At 41.5% G+C, this 18,669-nt stretch carries 19 protein-coding genes and 1 riboswitch; of the genes, 17 read left to right on the top strand and 2 right to left on the bottom strand.

All coding sequences use genetic code 11. The annotated features are described in order from the left end of the window. Positions 1–201: 201 nt before the first annotated feature. The 9 genes from N9I19_RS02470 to N9I19_RS02430 all read left to right on the top strand — a co-directional run bounded on the left by N9I19_RS02470 (position 202) and on the right by N9I19_RS02430 (position 10,443). Positions 202–960 (top strand): GNAT family N-acetyltransferase, encoded by a 759-nt coding sequence (locus tag N9I19_RS02470; protein WP_317776895.1) that lies wholly within the window; start codon positions 202–204, stop codon positions 958–960. Positions 961–1,154: 194 nt separating this feature from the next. Further along, complete coding sequence (locus tag N9I19_RS02465) at positions 1,155–2,852, top strand: long-chain-fatty-acid--CoA ligase (RefSeq protein ID WP_317776894.1); 1,698 nt, start codon at positions 1,155–1,157, stop codon at positions 2,850–2,852. Between the two features lie 199 nt (positions 2,853–3,051). After that, complete coding sequence (gene fadR / locus N9I19_RS02460; RefSeq protein ID WP_061464314.1) at positions 3,052–3,639, top strand: fatty acid metabolism transcriptional regulator FadR; 588 nt, start codon at positions 3,052–3,054, stop codon at positions 3,637–3,639. A 124-nt stretch (positions 3,640–3,763) separates the two neighbouring features. Beyond that, on the top strand, positions 3,764–4,537 hold the full coding sequence (locus N9I19_RS02455) for an enoyl-CoA hydratase (RefSeq protein WP_317776893.1): 774 nt from the start codon (positions 3,764–3,766) through the stop codon (positions 4,535–4,537). Positions 4,538–4,665: 128 nt separating this feature from the next. Further along, the gene (locus N9I19_RS02450) at positions 4,666–5,439 is read left to right on the top strand and encodes an electron transfer flavoprotein subunit beta/FixA family protein (protein ID WP_317776892.1); all 774 of its coding nucleotides are present in this window, start codon (positions 4,666–4,668) and stop codon (positions 5,437–5,439) included. A gap of 70 nt (positions 5,440–5,509) precedes the next feature. Beyond that, entirely contained in the window at positions 5,510–6,487 is a 978-nt protein-coding gene (locus tag N9I19_RS02445) for an electron transfer flavoprotein subunit alpha/FixB family protein (protein ID WP_317776891.1), read from the top strand. 206 nt (positions 6,488–6,693) lie between these two features. Next, a complete protein-coding gene (trxA, locus tag N9I19_RS02440) occupies positions 6,694–7,008 on the top strand; it encodes a thioredoxin (protein WP_061464310.1) in 315 nt (104 codons plus the stop codon). A gap of 102 nt (positions 7,009–7,110) precedes the next feature. Then, the gene (uvrC, locus tag N9I19_RS02435; RefSeq protein WP_317776890.1) at positions 7,111–8,883 is read left to right on the top strand and encodes an excinuclease ABC subunit UvrC; all 1,773 of its coding nucleotides are present in this window, start codon (positions 7,111–7,113) and stop codon (positions 8,881–8,883) included. A 61-nt stretch (positions 8,884–8,944) separates the two neighbouring features. Next, positions 8,945–9,121: riboswitch (Lysine riboswitch) on the top strand. An 89-nt stretch (positions 9,122–9,210) separates the two neighbouring features. Beyond that, positions 9,211–10,443 (top strand): aspartate kinase, encoded by a 1,233-nt coding sequence (locus N9I19_RS02430; RefSeq protein WP_289319929.1) that lies wholly within the window; start codon positions 9,211–9,213, stop codon positions 10,441–10,443. 63 nt (positions 10,444–10,506) lie between these two features. Here N9I19_RS02430 and N9I19_RS02425 read toward each other — a convergent pair whose 3' ends face one another. Continuing rightward, on the bottom strand, positions 10,507–10,977 hold the full coding sequence (locus tag N9I19_RS02425; RefSeq protein ID WP_061464307.1) for a YslB family protein: 471 nt from the start codon (positions 10,975–10,977) through the stop codon (positions 10,507–10,509). Positions 10,978–11,361: 384 nt separating this feature from the next. Here N9I19_RS02425 and N9I19_RS02420 point away from each other — a divergent pair, with 384 nt between their 5' ends. The 3 genes from N9I19_RS02420 (at position 11,362) to sdhB (ending at position 14,583) form a co-directional block, all read left to right on the top strand. Then, positions 11,362–11,970, top strand: a complete 609-nt coding sequence (locus tag N9I19_RS02420) for a succinate dehydrogenase cytochrome b558 subunit (protein ID WP_089361699.1) — start codon at positions 11,362–11,364, stop codon at positions 11,968–11,970. 70 nt (positions 11,971–12,040) lie between these two features. Continuing rightward, complete coding sequence (gene sdhA, locus N9I19_RS02415) at positions 12,041–13,792, top strand: succinate dehydrogenase flavoprotein subunit (RefSeq protein ID WP_061464305.1); 1,752 nt, start codon at positions 12,041–12,043, stop codon at positions 13,790–13,792. 17 nt (positions 13,793–13,809) lie between these two features. Further along, positions 13,810–14,583, top strand: a complete 774-nt coding sequence (sdhB, locus tag N9I19_RS02410; RefSeq protein WP_061464304.1) for a succinate dehydrogenase iron-sulfur subunit — start codon at positions 13,810–13,812, stop codon at positions 14,581–14,583. A 59-nt stretch (positions 14,584–14,642) separates the two neighbouring features. Here the strand turns inward: sdhB and N9I19_RS02405 are convergent, their stop codons facing one another. Continuing rightward, entirely contained in the window at positions 14,643–14,789 is a 147-nt protein-coding gene (locus N9I19_RS02405; protein ID WP_317776889.1) for a hypothetical protein, read from the bottom strand. Positions 14,790–14,941: 152 nt separating this feature from the next. Here N9I19_RS02405 and N9I19_RS02400 point away from each other — a divergent pair, with 152 nt between their 5' ends. The 5 genes from N9I19_RS02400 to N9I19_RS02380 all read left to right on the top strand — a co-directional run bounded on the left by N9I19_RS02400 (position 14,942) and on the right by N9I19_RS02380 (position 18,656). Next, positions 14,942–15,406: an acyl-CoA thioesterase gene (locus tag N9I19_RS02400; RefSeq protein ID WP_317776888.1), complete on the top strand. Its 465-nt coding sequence runs from the start codon at positions 14,942–14,944 to the stop codon at positions 15,404–15,406. Positions 15,407–15,528: 122 nt separating this feature from the next. Beyond that, on the top strand, positions 15,529–15,753 hold the full coding sequence (locus N9I19_RS02395) for a helix-turn-helix domain-containing protein (RefSeq protein WP_028392149.1): 225 nt from the start codon (positions 15,529–15,531) through the stop codon (positions 15,751–15,753). Between the two features lie 220 nt (positions 15,754–15,973). Continuing rightward, on the top strand, positions 15,974–16,417 hold the full coding sequence (locus N9I19_RS02390; protein ID WP_289337242.1) for a MarR family winged helix-turn-helix transcriptional regulator: 444 nt from the start codon (positions 15,974–15,976) through the stop codon (positions 16,415–16,417). Between the two features lie 10 nt (positions 16,418–16,427). Continuing rightward, on the top strand, positions 16,428–17,231 hold the full coding sequence (racE, locus tag N9I19_RS02385) for a glutamate racemase (RefSeq protein ID WP_317776887.1): 804 nt from the start codon (positions 16,428–16,430) through the stop codon (positions 17,229–17,231). Between the two features lie 345 nt (positions 17,232–17,576). After that, a complete protein-coding gene (locus N9I19_RS02380) occupies positions 17,577–18,656 on the top strand; it encodes a GerMN domain-containing protein (RefSeq protein WP_289337243.1) in 1,080 nt (359 codons plus the stop codon). The last annotated feature ends 13 nt before the right edge of the window (positions 18,657–18,669 follow it).

The raw sequence follows: 18,669 nt of genomic DNA, 5'->3' as shown, positions 1-18,669 counted from the left end.
ATGAGAGGGAGAAAACTGTGGAGAAGCTTGCAAAAGTCTTAATTGTTTGTTGCGGAATCTTTTTTCTGTTAGGAATCGTTTATATGATATTCTTCAATTGAAGCGGCCATTGTGCCGCTTCTTTTATTTGAATTTATTAAAAAAAGGGGGGCGTGTATAATGATAATGGTCAAATAGACTTTTCGGAAGAGGAGGAAGAACATGAATCGCTCCAAATTGATGCAAAAGATTGAAGAACTATCGATGAACGCTTTACCGGCCCTGCAAACGCAAATCTATGATGGCTGGGTTATCCGATTTGCGGATGGATATACGAAACGGGCGAATTCTATCAATCCTATCTATTTATCGAATGAAAATGTGAAAAAGAAAATATTGAATTGTGAACAATTATATTTTGCAAGAAATGATATGGCCGTGTACAAAATCACTCCACAGGCTAAGCCTATCATCTTGGATAGTGTACTGGAAGAGTCCGGGTATGTCCTTGAAGGTAAAACAAGTGTCCAGGTATTGAATTTGGTAGAAACAGGATCACCTAATGAAACCAATGTCATCAAGTATGAGCATTTACACGATGACTGGTTTCACCATTTCTGCCTGCTAAGTAATGTTAATGATCATGATCAAACCATCCTAAAAAAGATGTTAGGGAATATCATTCCAAAAACATGCTTTATGTTGTTGACTGATGAGAGTGGAACCGTGTCAGCAAGTGGAATGGGTGTTTTGGAAGACAAATACATAGGCCTGTACAATATCATTACCCATGAAAACTTTCGAAACCAAGGCTATGGTGCAAAACTCATTCGTAATCTATTGCATTGGGGTAAAGAAAATGGGGCAAAAAATGCCTATCTTCAGGTCATAGAAACGAATGCGCCTGCTTCTTGCTTGTACGGAAAATTGGGATTTGAAGAAAAATATAAATATTGGTATAGAATTAAAACTAAGGAGTAAAACACTCCTTTTTTTGTTTCTCATTTTTAGTGTTTTATCAAATATTCCCTCTTGGCAGGTACAAGTCATAATGACTGCTCCACCACTCATAAACAGCTTTTATGCTTACTTTTCTGAATTTCAGCAATTGTAAGAAAATCCCGGTTGTATTATAATGATAAAGAGTATTGGGAATATTCAGAAGGAGGAGGCAAATGAGCAATAAGCCATGGCAAGCTATTTATCCGGAACAGATACCAGCTGTTTTGTCGTACGAAGATAAACCTCTTTATTCTTTTTTGAAGGAATCAGCCGAAGAATTCCCTGATAAAGTATCGATTCATTTCCAGGGAAAAGAATTAACTTTCCAAGAAGTGTATGAATCTGCGTTAAAGTTCGCAGCCTATTTGAGAAGTATCGGTCTTCAAAAAGGAGATCGCGTTGCCGTCATGCTTCCTAATTGCCCTCAGGGTGTCATAAGTTTTTTTGGAATATTGATGGCCGGCGGAGTCGTGGTTCAAACGAATCCAACCTATACCGAACGTGAACTAGAGTATCAAATGAAAGATTCCGGAGCGAAAATAATTTTAGCGATGGATATTTTATTTCCCCGTGTCGCTGCCGTCGCTCCAAGAACGGATATAGAAGATATAATTGTAACCGCTATCAAAGAATATTTGCCTTTCCCGAAAAATCTTATCTATCCTTTTATTCAAAAAAAGCAATACGGAATCGTCATCAATGTGGAGCATTCGGGCAATCATCATTTATTTTCCGAAATCATGAAACGAAAGATCCCCGAAGATGTCACCGAGCCTATCGATGTGAATAATGACCTTGCCCTTTTGCAATATACAGGGGGGACAACAGGCTTTCCTAAAGGTGTCATGCTTACCCATAAGAACTTGCTGTCAAATACGAAAATGTGCAATGCCTGGCTTTATAAAAATAAGCGCGGTGAGGAAAGGGTCCTTGCGATTCTGCCATTCTTCCATGTGTACGGTATGACGACAGTCTTGGTTCTTTCAGTCATGGAGGGGAACACCATGATCATCATGCCGAAGTTTGACGTTGAAGCAACGCTTAAAACCATCCAAAAACAGAAACCGACCATGTTTCCAGGAGCGCCAACGATGTATATTGGCCTATTGAACCATCCGGATATCGCTAAATATGACCTTTCTTCCATCAATGCCTGTATAAGCGGTTCTGCACCATTGCCATTAGAGGTCCAAGAGCAGTTTGAGAAAATTACCGGCGGGAAGCTGGTTGAAGGATTTGGACTGTCTGAAACCTCCCCGGTTACCCATGCTAATTTCATCTGGGATCAGCCGCGTGTAAAAGGAAGCATTGGATTGCCATGGCCAGATACCGACTCGGTGATTCTATCCCTGGAAACCGGTGAAGAGCTTCCTCCGAATGAAATTGGTGAGATTGCCATAAAAGGACCACAGGTAATGCAAGGTTACTGGAACCGCCCGGATGAAACGGAAAGCACTTTTAAAAATGGCTGGCTGCTAACGGGCGATCTGGGTTACATGGATGAGCAGGGGTTCTTTTATGTAGTCGAGAGGAAAAAAGATACAATCATTGCAGGCGGCTTCAATATTTATCCACGTGAAGTGGAAGAGGTTCTATACGAGCATGAGGCCATACAGGAGGTAGTCGTGGCAGGTATCCCTGACCCATATCGCGGTGAGACCGTCAAAGCCTATGTCGTACTGAAAAAAAATGCCAAGGCCACTGAAGAAGAACTGAATGATTTTGCAAGAAAGAACCTGGCTTCCTATAAGGTGCCGCGCAGCTATGAATTCAGGGAAGAACTTCCTAAAACGACGATAGGAAAGATATTGAGAAGAGTCCTTATCGAAGAAGAGAAGAAAAAAATATCCGAGGATAGAAAAGAAGCTTAAACAAGCATCCACCTTTAGACGGAGCAGCGGAATGAAGCTCCGTGTTTTCAGAACGGCTGGACAACCTATGGGTGGGGGCTGTACAATGAGCATGTGGAATGTCAGGACTCTTAGAAGTTTTTCCTTGACAGTAAAGGGTCGTCATTTTATGATAGAAATATGAATGATGATTCATTCATTTTCTGAAAGGGGACATCCAGTGAAACGCAACAGACCAAAGTATAATCAAATTATTGATGCGGCCGTTATCGTCATTGCCCAAAACGGTTATTATCAAGCCCAAGTATCCAAAATCGCCAAGCAGGCAGGCGTAGCGGATGGCACCATTTATCTTTATTTTAAAAATAAAGAAGATATCCTAATATCATTATTCCATGAAAAGATGGGCTATTTTGTGGAACAGATCGAAGAAGAACTAAAAGGAAAGACCACAGCTTCGGAAAAACTGCAAGTGCTCATCCAAAAACATTTTCAAAACCTTTCAGAAGACGTGAATTTAGCAATTGTCACTCAGTTGGAATTAAGACAGTCTAATAAAGAATTACGCCTAAGAATTAATGATGTGTTAAGAGGGTATTTACATTTAATCGATCAGATCATTATAGAAGGTAAAGAGAACGGCGAATTTCTGCCTGATTTAAATAATTTACTTGCAAGGCAGATGATTTTTGGAACGATCGACGAAACAGTGACGACTTGGGTCATGAATGAGCAAAAGTATTCGCTCCCAGACCTTGCAACAGACGTTCACCGCCTTCTAATTGGCGGCTGTGGCTTGAAAAGTTAACGATTTAAATAGAGGGTGGCTAGCCATCCTCGAAAGAATCGGTTAATTCTGCTTCCAGCTTTATCGGGAAGTGATACATATTGAATTATCAAAAAAGTTTGACTACATGCCTGGAGGGATAGATATGGAATACCTTAAGCTTTCTGTCGAAAATCATGTGGCATTTATAACGATTGATCATGCACCCGCAAATGCTCTTTCATCGGCAATCATCGGGGAGCTTTCACAGGCCTTCGATCAAATGGAGCAGGACGAATCCGTACGGGTTGTCGTTCTTCATGGTGAAGGAAGGTTTTTCTCTGCAGGAGCAGACATTAAAGAGTTTACTGAAGTGAAAAATGGTAAAGCTTTCGAGAAACTGACCAAGAATGGTCAAGCTGCATTTGAGAAAATTGAATCTTTTCCAAAACCGGTCATTGCAGCCATTCATGGAGCGGCGCTTGGAGGAGGATTGGAGCTGGCTATGTCCTGTCACATCCGTTTGGTAACCGAAAGGGCAAAACTAGGTTTGCCTGAGCTGCAGTTGGGCTTAATCCCCGGGTTTGCCGGCACCCAACGCCTTCCTCGATATGTCGGTATGGCAAAGGCCGCGGAAATGCTGTTTACAAGTGAACCGATTACAGGTATCCAAGCTGTGCAATGCGGATTGGCAAATCATTCCTTCACGGATGAAGAACTGATTCCAAAAGCGAAGGAACTAGCCAATAAAATTGCCAGGAAAAGCCCACTCGCTTTAAAGGCGGCTATAGAATTATTAAATTATTCCAAGCATGATTCCTACTATAAAGGTGTGGAGAGGGAGGCAGTCCTCTTTGGCCAAGCTTTCGATACGGCTGATGCACAAGAAGGAATTGGCGCTTTTATTGAAAAAAGGGAAGCGGTATTCAAAGGGAAATGATGTTTCCCGTCAGATAAATAACTATTTTTAAATATTATGCAGGATTTTGGTGAAACCTGAAGAATACAATAATATATATCAATAAAATTCATAATCTTCAAAACTCAAATCATTCGGGAGGTATTATCTTGAACATTTATGTGCTGCTGAAAAGAACATTTGATACAGAAGAAAAAATTACACTATCCAATGGGAAAATTAATGAGGATGGAGCAGAATTCATCATTAATCCTTACGATGAGTATGCTGTTGAAGAAGCAATTCAAGTGCGTGATGCACAGGGCGGCGAAGTAACGGTTATTTCTGTCGGCACCGAAGAGGCTGAAAAGCAATTACGCACAGCGCTTGCAATGGGGGCTGACAAAGCCGTATTGATAAATATAGAAGACGACATAGAAAATGGCGACCAATTCACGACTGCCAAAATTATAGGCGAATACTTAAAAGGTAAAAATGCCGATTTAATCATTGCGGGGAATGTTGCAATCGATGGCGGTTCCGGTCAGGTGGGGCCGCGTGTTGCGGAGATATTAGATATTCCTTATATTACAACAATCACTAAGCTTGATATCGCAAATGGAAATGTAAGCGTTATCCGTGATGTTGAAGGGGACTCTGAAACGATCGAAGCGTCCCTTCCATTGTTAGTGACAGCTCAGCAAGGTCTAAATGAGCCACGTTATCCTTCTTTGCCAGGAATCATGAAAGCGAAGAAGAAGCCGCTTGAAGAATTGGAATTGGATGACCTGGATTTGGAAGAAGAAGATGTTGAAGCAAAAACAAAAACGATTGAAATCTATCTTCCTGCTAAAAAAGAAGCTGGTAAAGTATTGAACGGCGAAATCGGTGATCAAGTTAGCGAACTTGTTCAATTATTACGCAGCGAAGCAAAAGTGATTTAATCGAAACGGTCCTTTTCAAAACAACAACACACGACAAATAGATAAAATAGAGCACAGGAGGTTTTTATAAATGGCTAGAAAGTTTCTTGTATTGGGCGAAGTTCGCGACGGTTCACTAAGAAATGTATCATTTGAAGCTATCGGTGCGGCTAAACTTGCTGCAGATGGCGGGGAAATCGTAGGTGTTTTAGTTGGTGACAGTGTTAAAAATTTCGGTGATGAATTGATCCAGCATGGTGCGGACCGGGTTATTGCTGTAGAAAATGATCAATTGAAACAATATACTTCAGATGGTTATGCTCAAGGCTTGCTTGCAGTCATCGAGCAGGAAAAGCCAGAAGGGATTTTCTTTGGGCATACGGCCTTAGGAAAAGACCTTGCACCTAAATTGGCTGGAAAACTTGAATCAGGATTGATCTCCGATGTTACATCCATTGAAGAAGAAGGCGGAAATATCGTTTTCACCCGCCCGATATATTCTGGTAAAGCATTTGAAAGGAAAATTGTTACAGATGGCGTGATATTCGCGACAATCCGTCCGAACAATATTGAACCATTAGCGAAAGATGAGTCACGCTCTGGTGAGGTAACTACATTAAGTGTGGATATTAAGGATTTACGCACAATCATAAAAGATGTTGTTAGAAAAGCTAGTGAAGGGGTCGACCTTTCAGAAGCAAAAGTAATCATCGCAGGCGGCCGTGGCGTGAAAAGTGAAGATGGTTTTGAACCATTAAAAGAACTGGCACAAGTTCTTGGCGGAGCGGTAGGTGCTTCCCGCGGTGCATGTGATGCGGACTATTGCGATTACTCTTTGCAAATCGGGCAAACGGGTAAGGTCGTTACACCTGACCTTTATATCGCCTGCGGAATTTCTGGAGCGATCCAGCATTTAGCTGGGATGTCCAACTCCAAGGTTATCGTTGCCATCAACAAAGACCCGGAAGCCAATATATTCAATATAGCTGATTATGGAATTGTCGGGGACCTTTTCGAAGTCGTTCCATTACTGACTGAAGAATTCAAAAAACTAAAAGTTAACGCTTAATAGAAAAAGATGAAGGGGCAAGACATTTGGCAAAAGCCGATACATGTCTGGCCCCTTCATTTTTTGGTGTTATTCGGCAAGGCTTGAGCCTGCATATTTACTCTTTTTTTGGACATCCTACCACTGAAGCAAAATATTAGCGTCGATTCTAGCAACGATGGTATACTGTCTTTAGTTATTTGAGTAAATTTGAGGAGGAAATATATATGGCTATTGTAAATGCAACTGACCAAACTTTCACTACAGATACTAACGAAGGTGTAGTTCTTGTCGATTTTTGGGCTCCATGGTGCGGACCTTGTAAAATGATCGCTCCTGTTCTTCAAGAGCTTGATACTGAAATTGGCGATACAGCGAAAATCGTAAAAGTGGATGTAGATGAAAACCAAGAAACAGCTGGGAAATTCGGTGTGATGAGCATCCCGACACTAATCGTCCTTAAAGACGGTGAAGTGGTGGATAAAGTGGTTGGTTTCCAACCTAAAGAAGCACTTGCTGAACTTATTGCAAAACACGCGTAATAGCAAGATAGCTAAAAAAAGCTTCAAGTCTACGGACTTGAAGCTTTTTTCGCTATCTTGATATATAATAATTGTAAAATGGGAGAACAGGAGGCTGAATGCATGAACCAACAAATAAAGAATAAACTTGCCCTTCTTCCCGATCAACCTGGTTGTTATTTAATGAAAGATCGTCAGGGAACAATCATATATGTAGGCAAAGCGAAAGTGTTGAAAAATCGTGTCCGTTCTTATTTCACGGGATCTCATGATGGAAAAACCTTGCGGCTGGTGAGTGAGATTGAGGATTTCGAATACATCGTAACCTCTTCCAATATCGAGGCTCTCATTTTAGAGTTGAACTTAATCAAAAAACATGATCCAAAATATAATGTCATGCTTAAGGATGATAAGACGTATCCTTTCATCAAGCTGACGGCGGAACGGCATCCACGTCTAATTATTACGCGTAAAGTCAAAAAAGATAAAGGGAAATATTTCGGTCCATATCCGAATGCTTTTGCAGCCAACGAAACGAAAAAATTGCTCGATCGCATCTATCCCCTTAGAAAATGCAATACCTTACCGGATCGCGTGTGTCTTTATTATCACCTTGGCCAGTGTCTGGCCCCATGTGTATATGATGTTGAGGAACAGGAATATAAAAAAATGGTGGATGATATCAACCGGTTCTTGAATGGCGGACATACTGAGATAAAAAAAGAACTGACTGAAAAAATGCTAGAGGCATCAGAGGAGCTCGATTTCGAGAGGGCCAAGGAGTATCGTGACAAAATTGCCCACATCGATATTACGATGGAGAAGCAGAAAATGATGACGACCGATTTCATCGACAGGGATGTATTTGGGTTTGCCTATGATAAAGGCTGGATGTGCGTTCAGGTATTTTTTGTCCGACAGGGTAAATTGATCGAAAGGGATGTTTCACTTTTTCCTGTCTATGATGAACCGGAACAGGAACTTCTTACATTCCTCGGTCAGTTTTACGAGATTACCAATCACTTTAAACCAAAGGAAATCCTGCTGCCTGAGTCAGTGGATGCTGAAATGGCCGAAGGTCTGCTAGGTGTCAAAACGATTCACCCGAAACGGGGATCGAAAAAAGACATGCTTAAATTGGCGAATGAAAATGCCTCCATCGCCCTTCAGGAAAAATTTTCATTGATTGAACGGGATGAAGAAAGGACGATCAATGCGGTGGAAAACCTCGGGAACCAATTAGGGATCTACACCCCGCATCGAATTGAAGCTTTCGACAACTCGAATATCCAGGGAAGTGACCCTGTTTCCGCATTAGTCGTGTTCATTGATGGGAAACCGGAAAAAAGGGAGTACCGTAAATATAAGATCAAAACGGTCCAGGGACCTGATGATTATGAATCGATGCGTGAAGTGGTCAGAAGAAGGTATTCACGAGTATTGAAAGAAGGGCTGCCGCTTCCGGACTTAATCATCATTGATGGAGGAAAGGGACATGTGGAAGCTGTAAGGGATATTTTGGAGAATGAATTAGGCCTTGATATACCAATTTCAGGTCTCATTAAGGATGAAAAGCATAGGACTTCACAATTAATGATTGGAAATCCGCTTGAACTCGTACCTCTTGATTCACGGAGCCAGGAATTTTATCTATTGCAAAGAATTCAGGATGAAGTGCATCGGTTCGCGATTACGTTTCATCGCCAGCTACGCGGGAAAAACGCGGTTCACTCCCAGCTTGATGATATTCCGGGAGTCGGGGAAAAGCGGAGGAAGCAATTATTAAGGCATTTTGGGTCATTGAAGAAAATCAAAGAGGCCACGGCCGAGGAAATCATGGAAGCTGGCATGCCAAAAGGGGTAGCAGAGGGAATCGTTAGAAAATTACAAGAATAATCTTGCTGCAGGCAATTCTCTATGCTATGATAAGAAGGAATTTTTAACTAGACAACTTAAAAGTGCTGATAGAGGTGCGGAATTCAAGAGTAAAAACCTGGAGAAGTATGAGCTTCCATGAAAGGTTTTGAAAGGGGATGACGCCGAAGGAAGACAAGACTCATACCTTGTTTTTCTGGTCTGACATTTAATAAATGGCGGATTGTCAGGGTTTATGCCCTGGAGAGCTATCTCACTGTGTTTACAGTATTGGATATGTGATCACAGCAATGAGATATTTCTCATTGCTTTTTTTATTGCCTAAAAAGGTAGAGAGGGTGCATTAGGATGGCATTAATCGTTCAAAAGTTCGGCGGGACATCCGTCGGAAGCGTAGAAAAAATAAAAAATGTTGCCAATAGGGTAATCGAGGAAGTGAAGAATGGAAATGAGGTAGTCGTCGTTGTTTCAGCTATGGGGAAAACCACGGATCAATTGGTTTCCATGGCCCGGGATATTTCCGGAACACCGAGCAAGAGGGAAATGGATATGCTATTGACTACGGGGGAACAGGTCACGATATCCCTGTTAACGATGGCATTGATTGAAGAGGGACATGAAGCCATTTCTTACACTGGCTGGCAGGCTGGCATGCAAACGGAATCCGTTCATGGGAATGCCCGGATTTTAAACATCGATGCCACGAGGATTCAAGCTCAGCTCCAGGAGAAGAAAATTGTGGTCGTTGCCGGTTTCCAGGGGAACGATGCAAATGGGGAAATCACGACCTTAGGACGAGGCGGTTCCGATACGACGGCAGTTGCCATCGCTGCAGCGCTGAATGCGGATAGATGTGATATTTATACGGATGTAACGGGTGTTTTCACTACGGATCCACGTTACATAAAAGCCGCGCGTAAACTCCAATCCATCTCTTATGATGAGATGCTGGAACTTGCCAACCTAGGGGCGGGCGTCCTTCATCCAAGGGCTGTAGAATATGCAAAAAATTATCAAATTCCGCTTGAAGTCCGTTCGAGCATGGAAAGAGAATCAGGAACGATCATTGAGGAGGAAGCAACTATGGAAGAAAACTTAATTGTACGCGGCATTGCTTTTGAAGACAGTATTACAAGGGTCACAATATATGGATTGCCCCAATCACTTGGTGCATTATCCACAATTTTCACGACACTTGCGAAAAACCGGATTAATGTGGACATCATCATTCAAAGCATGACAGCCGAGGATACGACCAATCTATCATTTTCCACAAAAAGTGAAGATACGCAAGCGGCCTTGATCGTACTGGAAAACAATAAGGAACAATTGTCATTCGACCGAGTCGAAACGGAGGGCGGATTGGCCAAGGTGTCCATCGTCGGATCTGGTATGGTTTCCAATCCAGGAGTGGCTGCCGAGATGTTTGAAGTGATGGCCAATACAGGCATCCAAGTGAAAATGGTCAGCACATCTGAAATTAAAGTCTCGACTGTCGTCAATGAAAAGGAAATGGTGAAGGCGGTCGAATCTCTTCATGAAGCATTTAAACTTGGGCAGCATGCAAATGTGCTAGCTTGAGAGTAAGGAGTCCAATAAAAAACAGACTTCCGGTAAAAAGGGTAAGTCTGTTTTAAGGGCTCATTAGATTTGATCTCTGGGATCCCATTGAATGGTGAATATCACTTTTTTTGCGCGGCGTTTGATTTCTTCCGTTGATTCGCTTAGGAACTTTTTTTGCAGTGTAAACTGCTCGGCAAGGAAACCGGCTTCAAGTTGGAAGTGACAGTCAGGATGTAAATCCATACGGCGGCTGATTATTTCACCCGTCAGTGATAATTCCATCTGGTTTTTCGTATACTTCATGATTTCCAGGGTGCCCCATCCCGCGCTCTGGAAAAATTCAATAACTTCTTGATCGCCATTTAATGGGAATTTACGTGCTAACTGTTTACCTGCCCAATAGAGGATTTGATTAGAGTCTTTTCCGAGAATATCGTTCAATAGAACTTCTCTGATTAATTCGTATCCGAAAGCTGGAACTTGGAATTCTTCAGTTTGAATTTCCTCAGCTGGAATCTCTTCTTCTATCGCAGCAGCAATATTTTTTTTCATAGTTTATCGCCTCTTTCTGTTAATCTATTATAAACGTTTTTCTTTTGCAAATTATACTGTTTTTTATTTATTTAAATAACAATTGGAAAAAAATGATAAATTATACCGAGATATTAATAGATTAATTAGTAATTTCTCCAAAATATCTTCTTGATGAATAAAAAACAGACAATTTAATCCAATAAAATCTATTCTGAAAAAGAGATTTCTTGTATCCGTTTTCTTGACGCACATAGAAGTCAGGAGTAAAATGGACATGTCACATAATTGTAAACGGAAGTATAGGGGAGTTTTCTGACTCTATACTTTATTTTCACGCGGAGATAAAAGGTAGCCACCAGTTTATCTTTGCATGATTTTTCACAAATTAAGGGGGGGCACTTAGTGGCAAAAAATCGTGAGTTTGGGAATCGTAGACTTCATTCACTTCTTGGAGTTATTCCGATCGGGCTGTTCTTGTTGGAGCATTTAGTTACCAACTATATGGCAACAAAGGGACCGGAATCATTTAATTCAGCAGCACATTTCTTAGAAAGCATACCGTTTCGTTATTTCCTGGAAATCTTCATCATTTTCTTACCTTTGATTTATCATGCTGTTTACGGGATTTATATCGCGTTCACGGCTAAAAATAATTTAGGTAGATTTGGGTTTTTCCGAAATTGGATGTTCTTTTTACAACGTCTAAGCGGAATCATTACGTTGATTTTCCTTGTTTGGCATGTATGGTCAACTAGGATCCAAGTAGCTATGGGTACAGAGGTTGACTTTGACATGATGGCAGAGATTTTCTCTAATCCATTTATGATTGCATTTTATTTAGTTGGGGTCATTTCGACAATTTTCCACTTCTCAAATGGATTATGGTCATTTGCAGTGAGCTGGGGTCTGACAATTTCACCTAAATCACAAAAAATCATGACTTACGTTACTTTGATCATTTTCGTTCTTCTTTCTTATGTTGGAGTAAGTGCAATTTTCGCTTTCGTATAAGAAGATGGGGTTCATTTATAATTGTTAGGAAAAACATAGCTTTGCTAATGGAAATAAGGGAGTGACAGAATTGGGTAAAGGTAAAATTATTATCGTAGGTGGAGGTCTAGCTGGGTTAATGGCTACGATCAAAGCAGCAGAGCTGGGACAACAGGTTGATTTATTTTCTTTAGTACCTGTTAAACGCTCTCACTCAGTTTGTGCCCAAGGCGGAATCAATGGGGCAGTAAATACAAAAGGTGAAGGGGATTCTCCATTTATCCACTTTGACGATACAGTTTATGGCGGAGACTTCTTGGCTAACCAACCGCCGGTTAAAGCGATGTGCGATGCAGCACCGTCAATCATCCATATGTTTGACCGTATGGGCGTTATGTTCAACCGTACTCCTGAAGGTCTTCTTGATTTCCGTCGTTTCGGTGGTACTCAACATAGCCGTACAGCATTCGCTGGTGCAACGACTGGTCAGCAATTACTTTACGCATTGGACGAGCAGGTTCGCCGTTATGAAGTTGAAGGCCTTGTAACGAAATATGAAGGCTGGGAATTCCTTGGAGCCGTTATCGATGATGATCAAACGGCACGCGGTATCGTAGCTCAAAACCTGACTTCAATGGAAATCAAATCATTCCCTGGCGACGCAGTCATCATGGCGAGCGGCGGCCCTGGAATCATTTTCGGTAAATCGACTAACTCAATGATCAATACAGGCTCAGCAGCCTCCATCGTTTATCAACAAGGTGTAAATTATGCAAATGGTGAGTTCATTCAAATTCACCCAACAGCAATCCCTGGAGATGACAAACTTCGTCTAATGAGTGAATCCGCTCGTGGTGAAGGTGGACGTATCTGGACATATAAAGACGGAAAACCTTGGTATTTCCTTGAAGAAAAATACCCTGCTTACGGTAATCTAGTACCTCGTGATATCGCGACTCGTGAAATTTTCGACGTATGTATGAACATGAAGCTCGGTATTAATGGAGAAAACATGGTTTACCTGGATCTATCTCATAAAGATCCTAAATTACTTGATATTAAACTTGGCGGAATCATTGAAATCTACGAGAAATTCATGGGTGAAGACCCTCGTAAAGTTCCAATGAAAATTTTCCCTGCCGTTCACTATTCTATGGGCGGACTTTGGGTGGATTATGACCAAATGACTAACATTAAAGGTTTATTCGCTGCAGGTGAGTGTGACTACTCTCAACATGGCGGTAACCGTCTTGGTGCGAACTCACTTCTTTCTGCAATTTTTGGTGGTTCAGTCGCTGGACCGAATGCCGTTAAATATATTGAAGGCCTAGATAAAACTTCAGAATCCATTCCTGCTTCATTGTTTGAAGGCTACGAAAAACAACAACAGGAAAAATGGAATGAAGTCATGTCTCTTGATGGTAACGAAAATGCTTACGTCCTGCACAAAGAACTTGGTGAGTGGATGACACAGCATGTTACTGTAGTTCGTTACAATGACAAGCTGAAAGAAACGGATAACAAGATTCTTGAGTTGATGGAACGTTACAAGAAAATTAACATCAATGACACGGCAAAATGGAGTAACCAAGGAGCTGCATTCACTAGACAGCTGCAAAACATGATGCAATTGGCTCGTGTAATCACAATTGGTGCGTTAAACCGTGATGAAAGCCGCGGAGCACATTACAAACCTGATTTCCCAGAACGTAATGATGATGAATTCATGAAAACGACAATGGCAACATTCAAAGGCTTGGATCAAGCACCTGAATTCCATTATGAAGATATTGATGTATCACTGATCGCACCGCGTAAACGTGATTACACTACGAAACATTAAAGAGGGGGAGCAAAAAAATGGTTGAAACTAAATCTGAGACTAAAACAGTCCGTTTTATAATCACTCGTCAAGATACACCGGATTCAGCTCCTTATGATGAGGAATTTGAATTAGCGTACCGTCCGAATATGAATGTAATTTCCGCTCTTATGGAAATTCGTCGTAATCCGGTAACTGTACAAGGCAAGCACACTACAGCAATCGCATGGGACATGAACTGTCTTGAAGAAGTATGTGGTGCTTGTTCAATGGTTATCAATGGTAAACCAAGACAATCATGTACAGCTCTTATCGATCAATTGGAACAGCCGGTTCGTCTTGCTCCAATGCGTACCTTCCCTGTTGTTCGTGACCTGCAAGTCGATCGCAGCCGTATGTTCGACTCATTGAAAAAGGTAAAAGCATGGATTCCAATCGATGGAACGTACAATCTTGGACCAGGACCGCGTATGCCAGAAAAGAAACGTCAATGGGCATATGAATTGTCTAAATGCATGACTTGCGGTGTTTGTTTGGAAGCTTGTCCGAACGTGAACAGCAATTCAGACTTCATGGGACCACAACCATTATCACAAGTTCGTTTATTCAACGCACATCCAACTGGTGCAATGAATAAAGCGGAACGTTTAAATACAATCATGTCCGATGGAGGACTTGCAAACTGCGGTAACTCACAAAACTGTGTGCAGTCTTGCCCTAAAGGCATTCCATTAACGACTTCGATTGCAGCATTGAACCGTGATACTGCCATTCAACAATTCCGTAACTTCTTTGGAAGCGACGAAGTTTAATAATGAAAATGAAAGAACCTGTATCTATTTTGATATGGGTTCTTTTTTTCTCTTTGTTTTTACATTTGGGTGAATTCAATACTTGAACGATAGGGACCGGTAGCCAAATCCATAAAAGATGATAGCTTTGCAAGCGCTCTGAAAAAAGCTAAGATCGAAATGTGAATGGATTTGTGGAATTGGAGGAGGAAATCGGCCACACCCATTGACATCGGCCTCCTGCAAAGGATACTCGTTATGATTAGTGACGTGAGCAATAATCAAAATAAACAGCTTTCAATAGAAAACCCTTTTCATTATCGTTGTTTTCTTATAAAATGAGTGAATAGTCATTCATATTCGAAAGGGAGTGCACAAGTTGAACAGAATATCATATATCGATAATATAACCGAGTGGATCAATGATTTTTCCTTTAAACATGAGATTAAGGTTCGCTTTTCGGAAACGGATATGTTTAGGCACTTGAATAACACGATTCCTTTTACTTATTTTGAAGAAGCGCGGATTGAGTATTTCCAGAGCATGGGCTTTATGAAGGATTGGACCTCGGCTGAAGGAGATGAGATACCGGTTGTTGCAGATCTACAATGTGATTACCTGAAGCTGGTGTTTTTCAATGATCAATTGACAATTCATGTAAAAGCTGACCATATCGGAAAATCTTCTGTAGATATACATTATATGGGAAGCAAACACGATGGTTCAATTTGTTTCACAGGCAGGGGAACGATTGTCCAGGTCTCCAAAGCCACCGGAAAGCCGATACCTTGGACAGAAGAGATGAAGCGGTCGTTGTTGCATACAGAGCTTGAACATACCTAAAAATATTTCGATTTAGACAAGTAAAAGAGTCACTCCCTTGCCCCGGCCAACATACTATATCTTGACTAAATAGACACCCACTCCGGGTTTTATGCTGGTGAAGGCAAGGAGGGTAACATTACTTGAAGGAGAACGAATTCACTCATAAGCCACTACTCACCAAAAGAGAAAAAGAAGTATTTGAGTTACTAGTACAAGACAAAACAACAAAAGAAATCGCAGGTGAATTGTTTATTAGCGAAAAAACAGTTCGAAACCATATTTCGAATGCGATGCAGAAGCTTGGAGTCAAAGGACGTTCGCAGGCAGTCATAGAACTCCTTCGTATGGGGGAACTTAAGCTTTAATGTGTTGACTCTTAATAAAGACTTATAAATATTTCTCTCCCGTCTAGTTTGCAGCATATAAGGAAGGCCAAAACAATTTGGTTGTTTTGACTTCTTTGGATGCTGCTTATTTTTATGAAGGGGGTTTCATTATGGATTCCGGACAATCAATCTTGAAAATCATTTCACTTTCATCCAAAATGGTAGTATGATAAGTTTCATGAAGTGGGGAGCTGTGTGTATGGATGAAGAGAAGCAGGTTGCTTATGTAGCCGATATTGAGAGGGAATTGCGCTATGTATCGTCATGGATTAAGCAAAGGGGACGGGAAATTCTCAATGATTATAAAATTACCATTCCTCAATTCCTGGCTTTGCAATGGCTTTTTGAAGCAGGCGACATGACGATTGGCGAATTGTCCACGAAGATGTTTCTCGCCTTCAGCACAACGACGGATCTGATTGACCGCATGGAGAAACATCAGCTTGTTAAGCGTGTCAAAGATGAAAAGGACCGGCGTGTGGTTCGTATTCACCTTCTTGACGAAGGGGAACGGATTATCGAAGAAGTGATTAATAAACGGCAGCAGTACTTGAGTGGCGTGTTAGTCAATTTCAACGAATCTGACATCATGTCCCTCCGAGGGATTCTAGCAAAACTACATCAAGAAATGAAAGAAAAATGAGGCGAGTTTTTTGAAACAACCGATAGGCATCATTGATTCAGGGGTAGGCGGCTTGACAGTAGCTAAAGAAGTCATGCGTCAGCTTCCAAATGAAAATATAATTTACTTAGGTGATACAGCAAGATGCCCTTATGGGCCGAGGACCAAAAAAGATGTCCAAACCTTCACATGGCAAATGACGAGGTTCCTGATGAAGAAGGATATAAAAATGCTGATCATCGCTTGCAATACGGCGACTGCAGCTGTACTGGATGAAATCAGGGCAATACTTCCGATTCCTGTATTGGGTGTCATCCATCCTGGGGCAAGGGCGGCATTGAAAGTTTCTGATTCCTTGCATATTGGCGTTATTGGTACGGAAGGCACGGTAAAAAGCAAAGCTTATGACGACGCGCTTGCTTCCATCAATTCCAATGTGAAAGTAGATAGTTTAGCATGCCCGAAATTTGTCCCAATCGTGGAAAGCGGGGAGTTTCAAGGGGGTATCGTCAATAGGGTCGTGGCACAAACCTTGAACCCGCTGAAGAAAACGAAGATCGACACATTGATTCTTGGCTGTACCCATTATCCACTGCTGGGGCCTGTAATCTCTTCCTATATGGGGGATGAAGTACAAGTCATTTCCTCTGGGGAAGAGACGGCCCGTGAGGCAAGTGTCATTTTGGATTATTATAAATTAATCAATAAAAGCAAGCTCCGTCCGGTTCATCGCTTTTATACTACCGGTTCAAGAGATATGTTTGGTTCTATCGCATCGAGCTGGCTCGGTATTCATACCGATACAATCGAAACAATTAAAATTGATCACCTTTAAGGCTTCCATTTGGAAGTCTTTTTTTCGTGAAGCGGAAAAATGAAAAAGCATACCGTTTTGTATATAGCTACAAACCTTGATGGATATAACGCCAGAAAAGAATGAAGCATAAGTAGGATTGAAGAGACAGAAGGGGAAGCGGACAATGGATACGGTGATTATGGGAAATAAGGCATATTAACAGATTCATCCACTGGCAGAAGGCCCGAAATCCCGTTGAAGGCTTACGAACATGCAGCAGTACGGGCAAATTGCCCAGCTCGATTATCAGAGAGGAAAATAATTGGTCTATTTTCCCTTAGGGCTCGTATAAATAGGAGTACAAACTGTCCTAGGAGTGATTTTATGTCCAATAAATCAAAAGTAACAATGGCTGTGACCATTCTGGCATCTTCTTTTTGGCTTTCGGGATGCGGATTATTTGGCGGTGAAGAGAAAAAGGAAATTGATCCACCAAAGGATATTTCATTAGTCGATGATGAATCTTCATTAAAAGAAAAGAATGATGAAGAAAAGCCTGCAACAGATGGAGAAAAAGGCGCTGGTGCTGTTGAATCAAAAACAGTGAAGACAGAGTTATATTTAATTGATAAAAGTGGGTATGTGGTTCCACAGACATTGGAACTTCCTAAATCGGAAGCCGTCGCCAAACAGGCGCTTGATTACCTTGTCAATAACGGTCCAGTCACGGATAAACTTCCGAATGGGTTCAGGGCCGTCATTCCTGCCGATACCCAAATAAGCGTAAACATTAAAGATGGAGTGGCTGTAGCGGACTTTTCGCCGGAGTTCAAAAACTATCAAAAAGAGGATGAACTTAAAATCCTTCAAGCCATTACATGGACCCTGACGCAATTCGACTCGGTCGATAAAATCCAAATGAGAATAAATGGGGAAGATATTTCCGAAATGCCGGTCAATGGCACACCGATAGATGAGAATATCTCAAGATCTTCAGGAATCAATATCGATACGAGTGACGTGGTCGACATTTCGAATTCCAAAGCACTGACCGTTTATTATGTAGGCGGTGACGAGGAGTACTCCTATTATGTTCCGGTAACACGCCGGATCAGCGAAACGGTGTCTGATAATGTAACAGCTGCCGTCCAAGAGTTAACGAAGAGTCCTTCGGGTTCTAACTTGCAAACGGGGTTCATGAGTGATGTAGCTTTACTTGACAAACCTAAAGTGGCAGAAGGTAAGGTCAGCCTAAACTTCAATGAAAATATCCTTGGAAGTTTTAAAGAGAAAAAGGTGTCACAAGAAGTCCTTGATGCCTTGGTCCTTTCTTTAACTGAACAGAAAGGAATTGAAAGCGTTGAAGTACAAGTGCAGGGCAGCGCCGATATTCTTAATGAGGAAGGTAAGAAACTATCAGAACCAGTGGTCCGTCCAGAGAAAGTAAACACAGGCAGTTTTTAAATATATGTAGAAA

This window comes from Peribacillus sp. CSMR9 (genome assembly GCF_033141925.1).
Taxonomy (GTDB): Bacteria; Bacillota; Bacilli; order Bacillales; family DSM-1321; genus Peribacillus; species Peribacillus simplex_A.
The sequence above is the reverse complement of the archived record's forward strand: the minus strand, read 5'-3'. Positions and strand labels throughout refer to the sequence as shown.

What these genes read in the sequence shown, in the direction of transcription:
- N9I19_RS02470 (WP_317776895.1), top strand. Translation starts at nt 202, where the DNA reads ATGAATCGCTCCAAATTGATGCAAAAGATTGAAGAACTATCGATGAAC.
- N9I19_RS02455 (WP_317776893.1), top strand. Translation starts at nt 3,764, where the DNA reads ATGGAATACCTTAAGCTTTCTGTCGAAAATCATGTGGCATTTATAACG.
- N9I19_RS02445 (WP_317776891.1), top strand. Translation starts at nt 5,510, where the DNA reads ATGGCTAGAAAGTTTCTTGTATTGGGCGAAGTTCGCGACGGTTCACTA.
- N9I19_RS02405 (WP_317776889.1), bottom strand. Translation starts at nt 14,789, where the DNA reads ATGGGTGTGGCCGATTTCCTCCTCCAATTCCACAAATCCATTCACATT.
- sdhB (WP_061464304.1), top strand. Translation starts at nt 13,810, where the DNA reads ATGGTTGAAACTAAATCTGAGACTAAAACAGTCCGTTTTATAATCACT.
- uvrC (WP_317776890.1), top strand. Translation starts at nt 7,111, where the DNA reads ATGAACCAACAAATAAAGAATAAACTTGCCCTTCTTCCCGATCAACCT.
- N9I19_RS02430 (WP_289319929.1), top strand. Translation starts at nt 9,211, where the DNA reads ATGGCATTAATCGTTCAAAAGTTCGGCGGGACATCCGTCGGAAGCGTA.
- N9I19_RS02425 (WP_061464307.1), bottom strand. Translation starts at nt 10,977, where the DNA reads ATGAAAAAAAATATTGCTGCTGCGATAGAAGAAGAGATTCCAGCTGAG.
- N9I19_RS02380 (WP_289337243.1), top strand. Translation starts at nt 17,577, where the DNA reads ATGTCCAATAAATCAAAAGTAACAATGGCTGTGACCATTCTGGCATCT.
- trxA (WP_061464310.1), top strand. Translation starts at nt 6,694, where the DNA reads ATGGCTATTGTAAATGCAACTGACCAAACTTTCACTACAGATACTAAC.
- N9I19_RS02465 (WP_317776894.1), top strand. Translation starts at nt 1,155, where the DNA reads ATGAGCAATAAGCCATGGCAAGCTATTTATCCGGAACAGATACCAGCT.
- N9I19_RS02390 (WP_289337242.1), top strand. Translation starts at nt 15,974, where the DNA reads ATGGATGAAGAGAAGCAGGTTGCTTATGTAGCCGATATTGAGAGGGAA.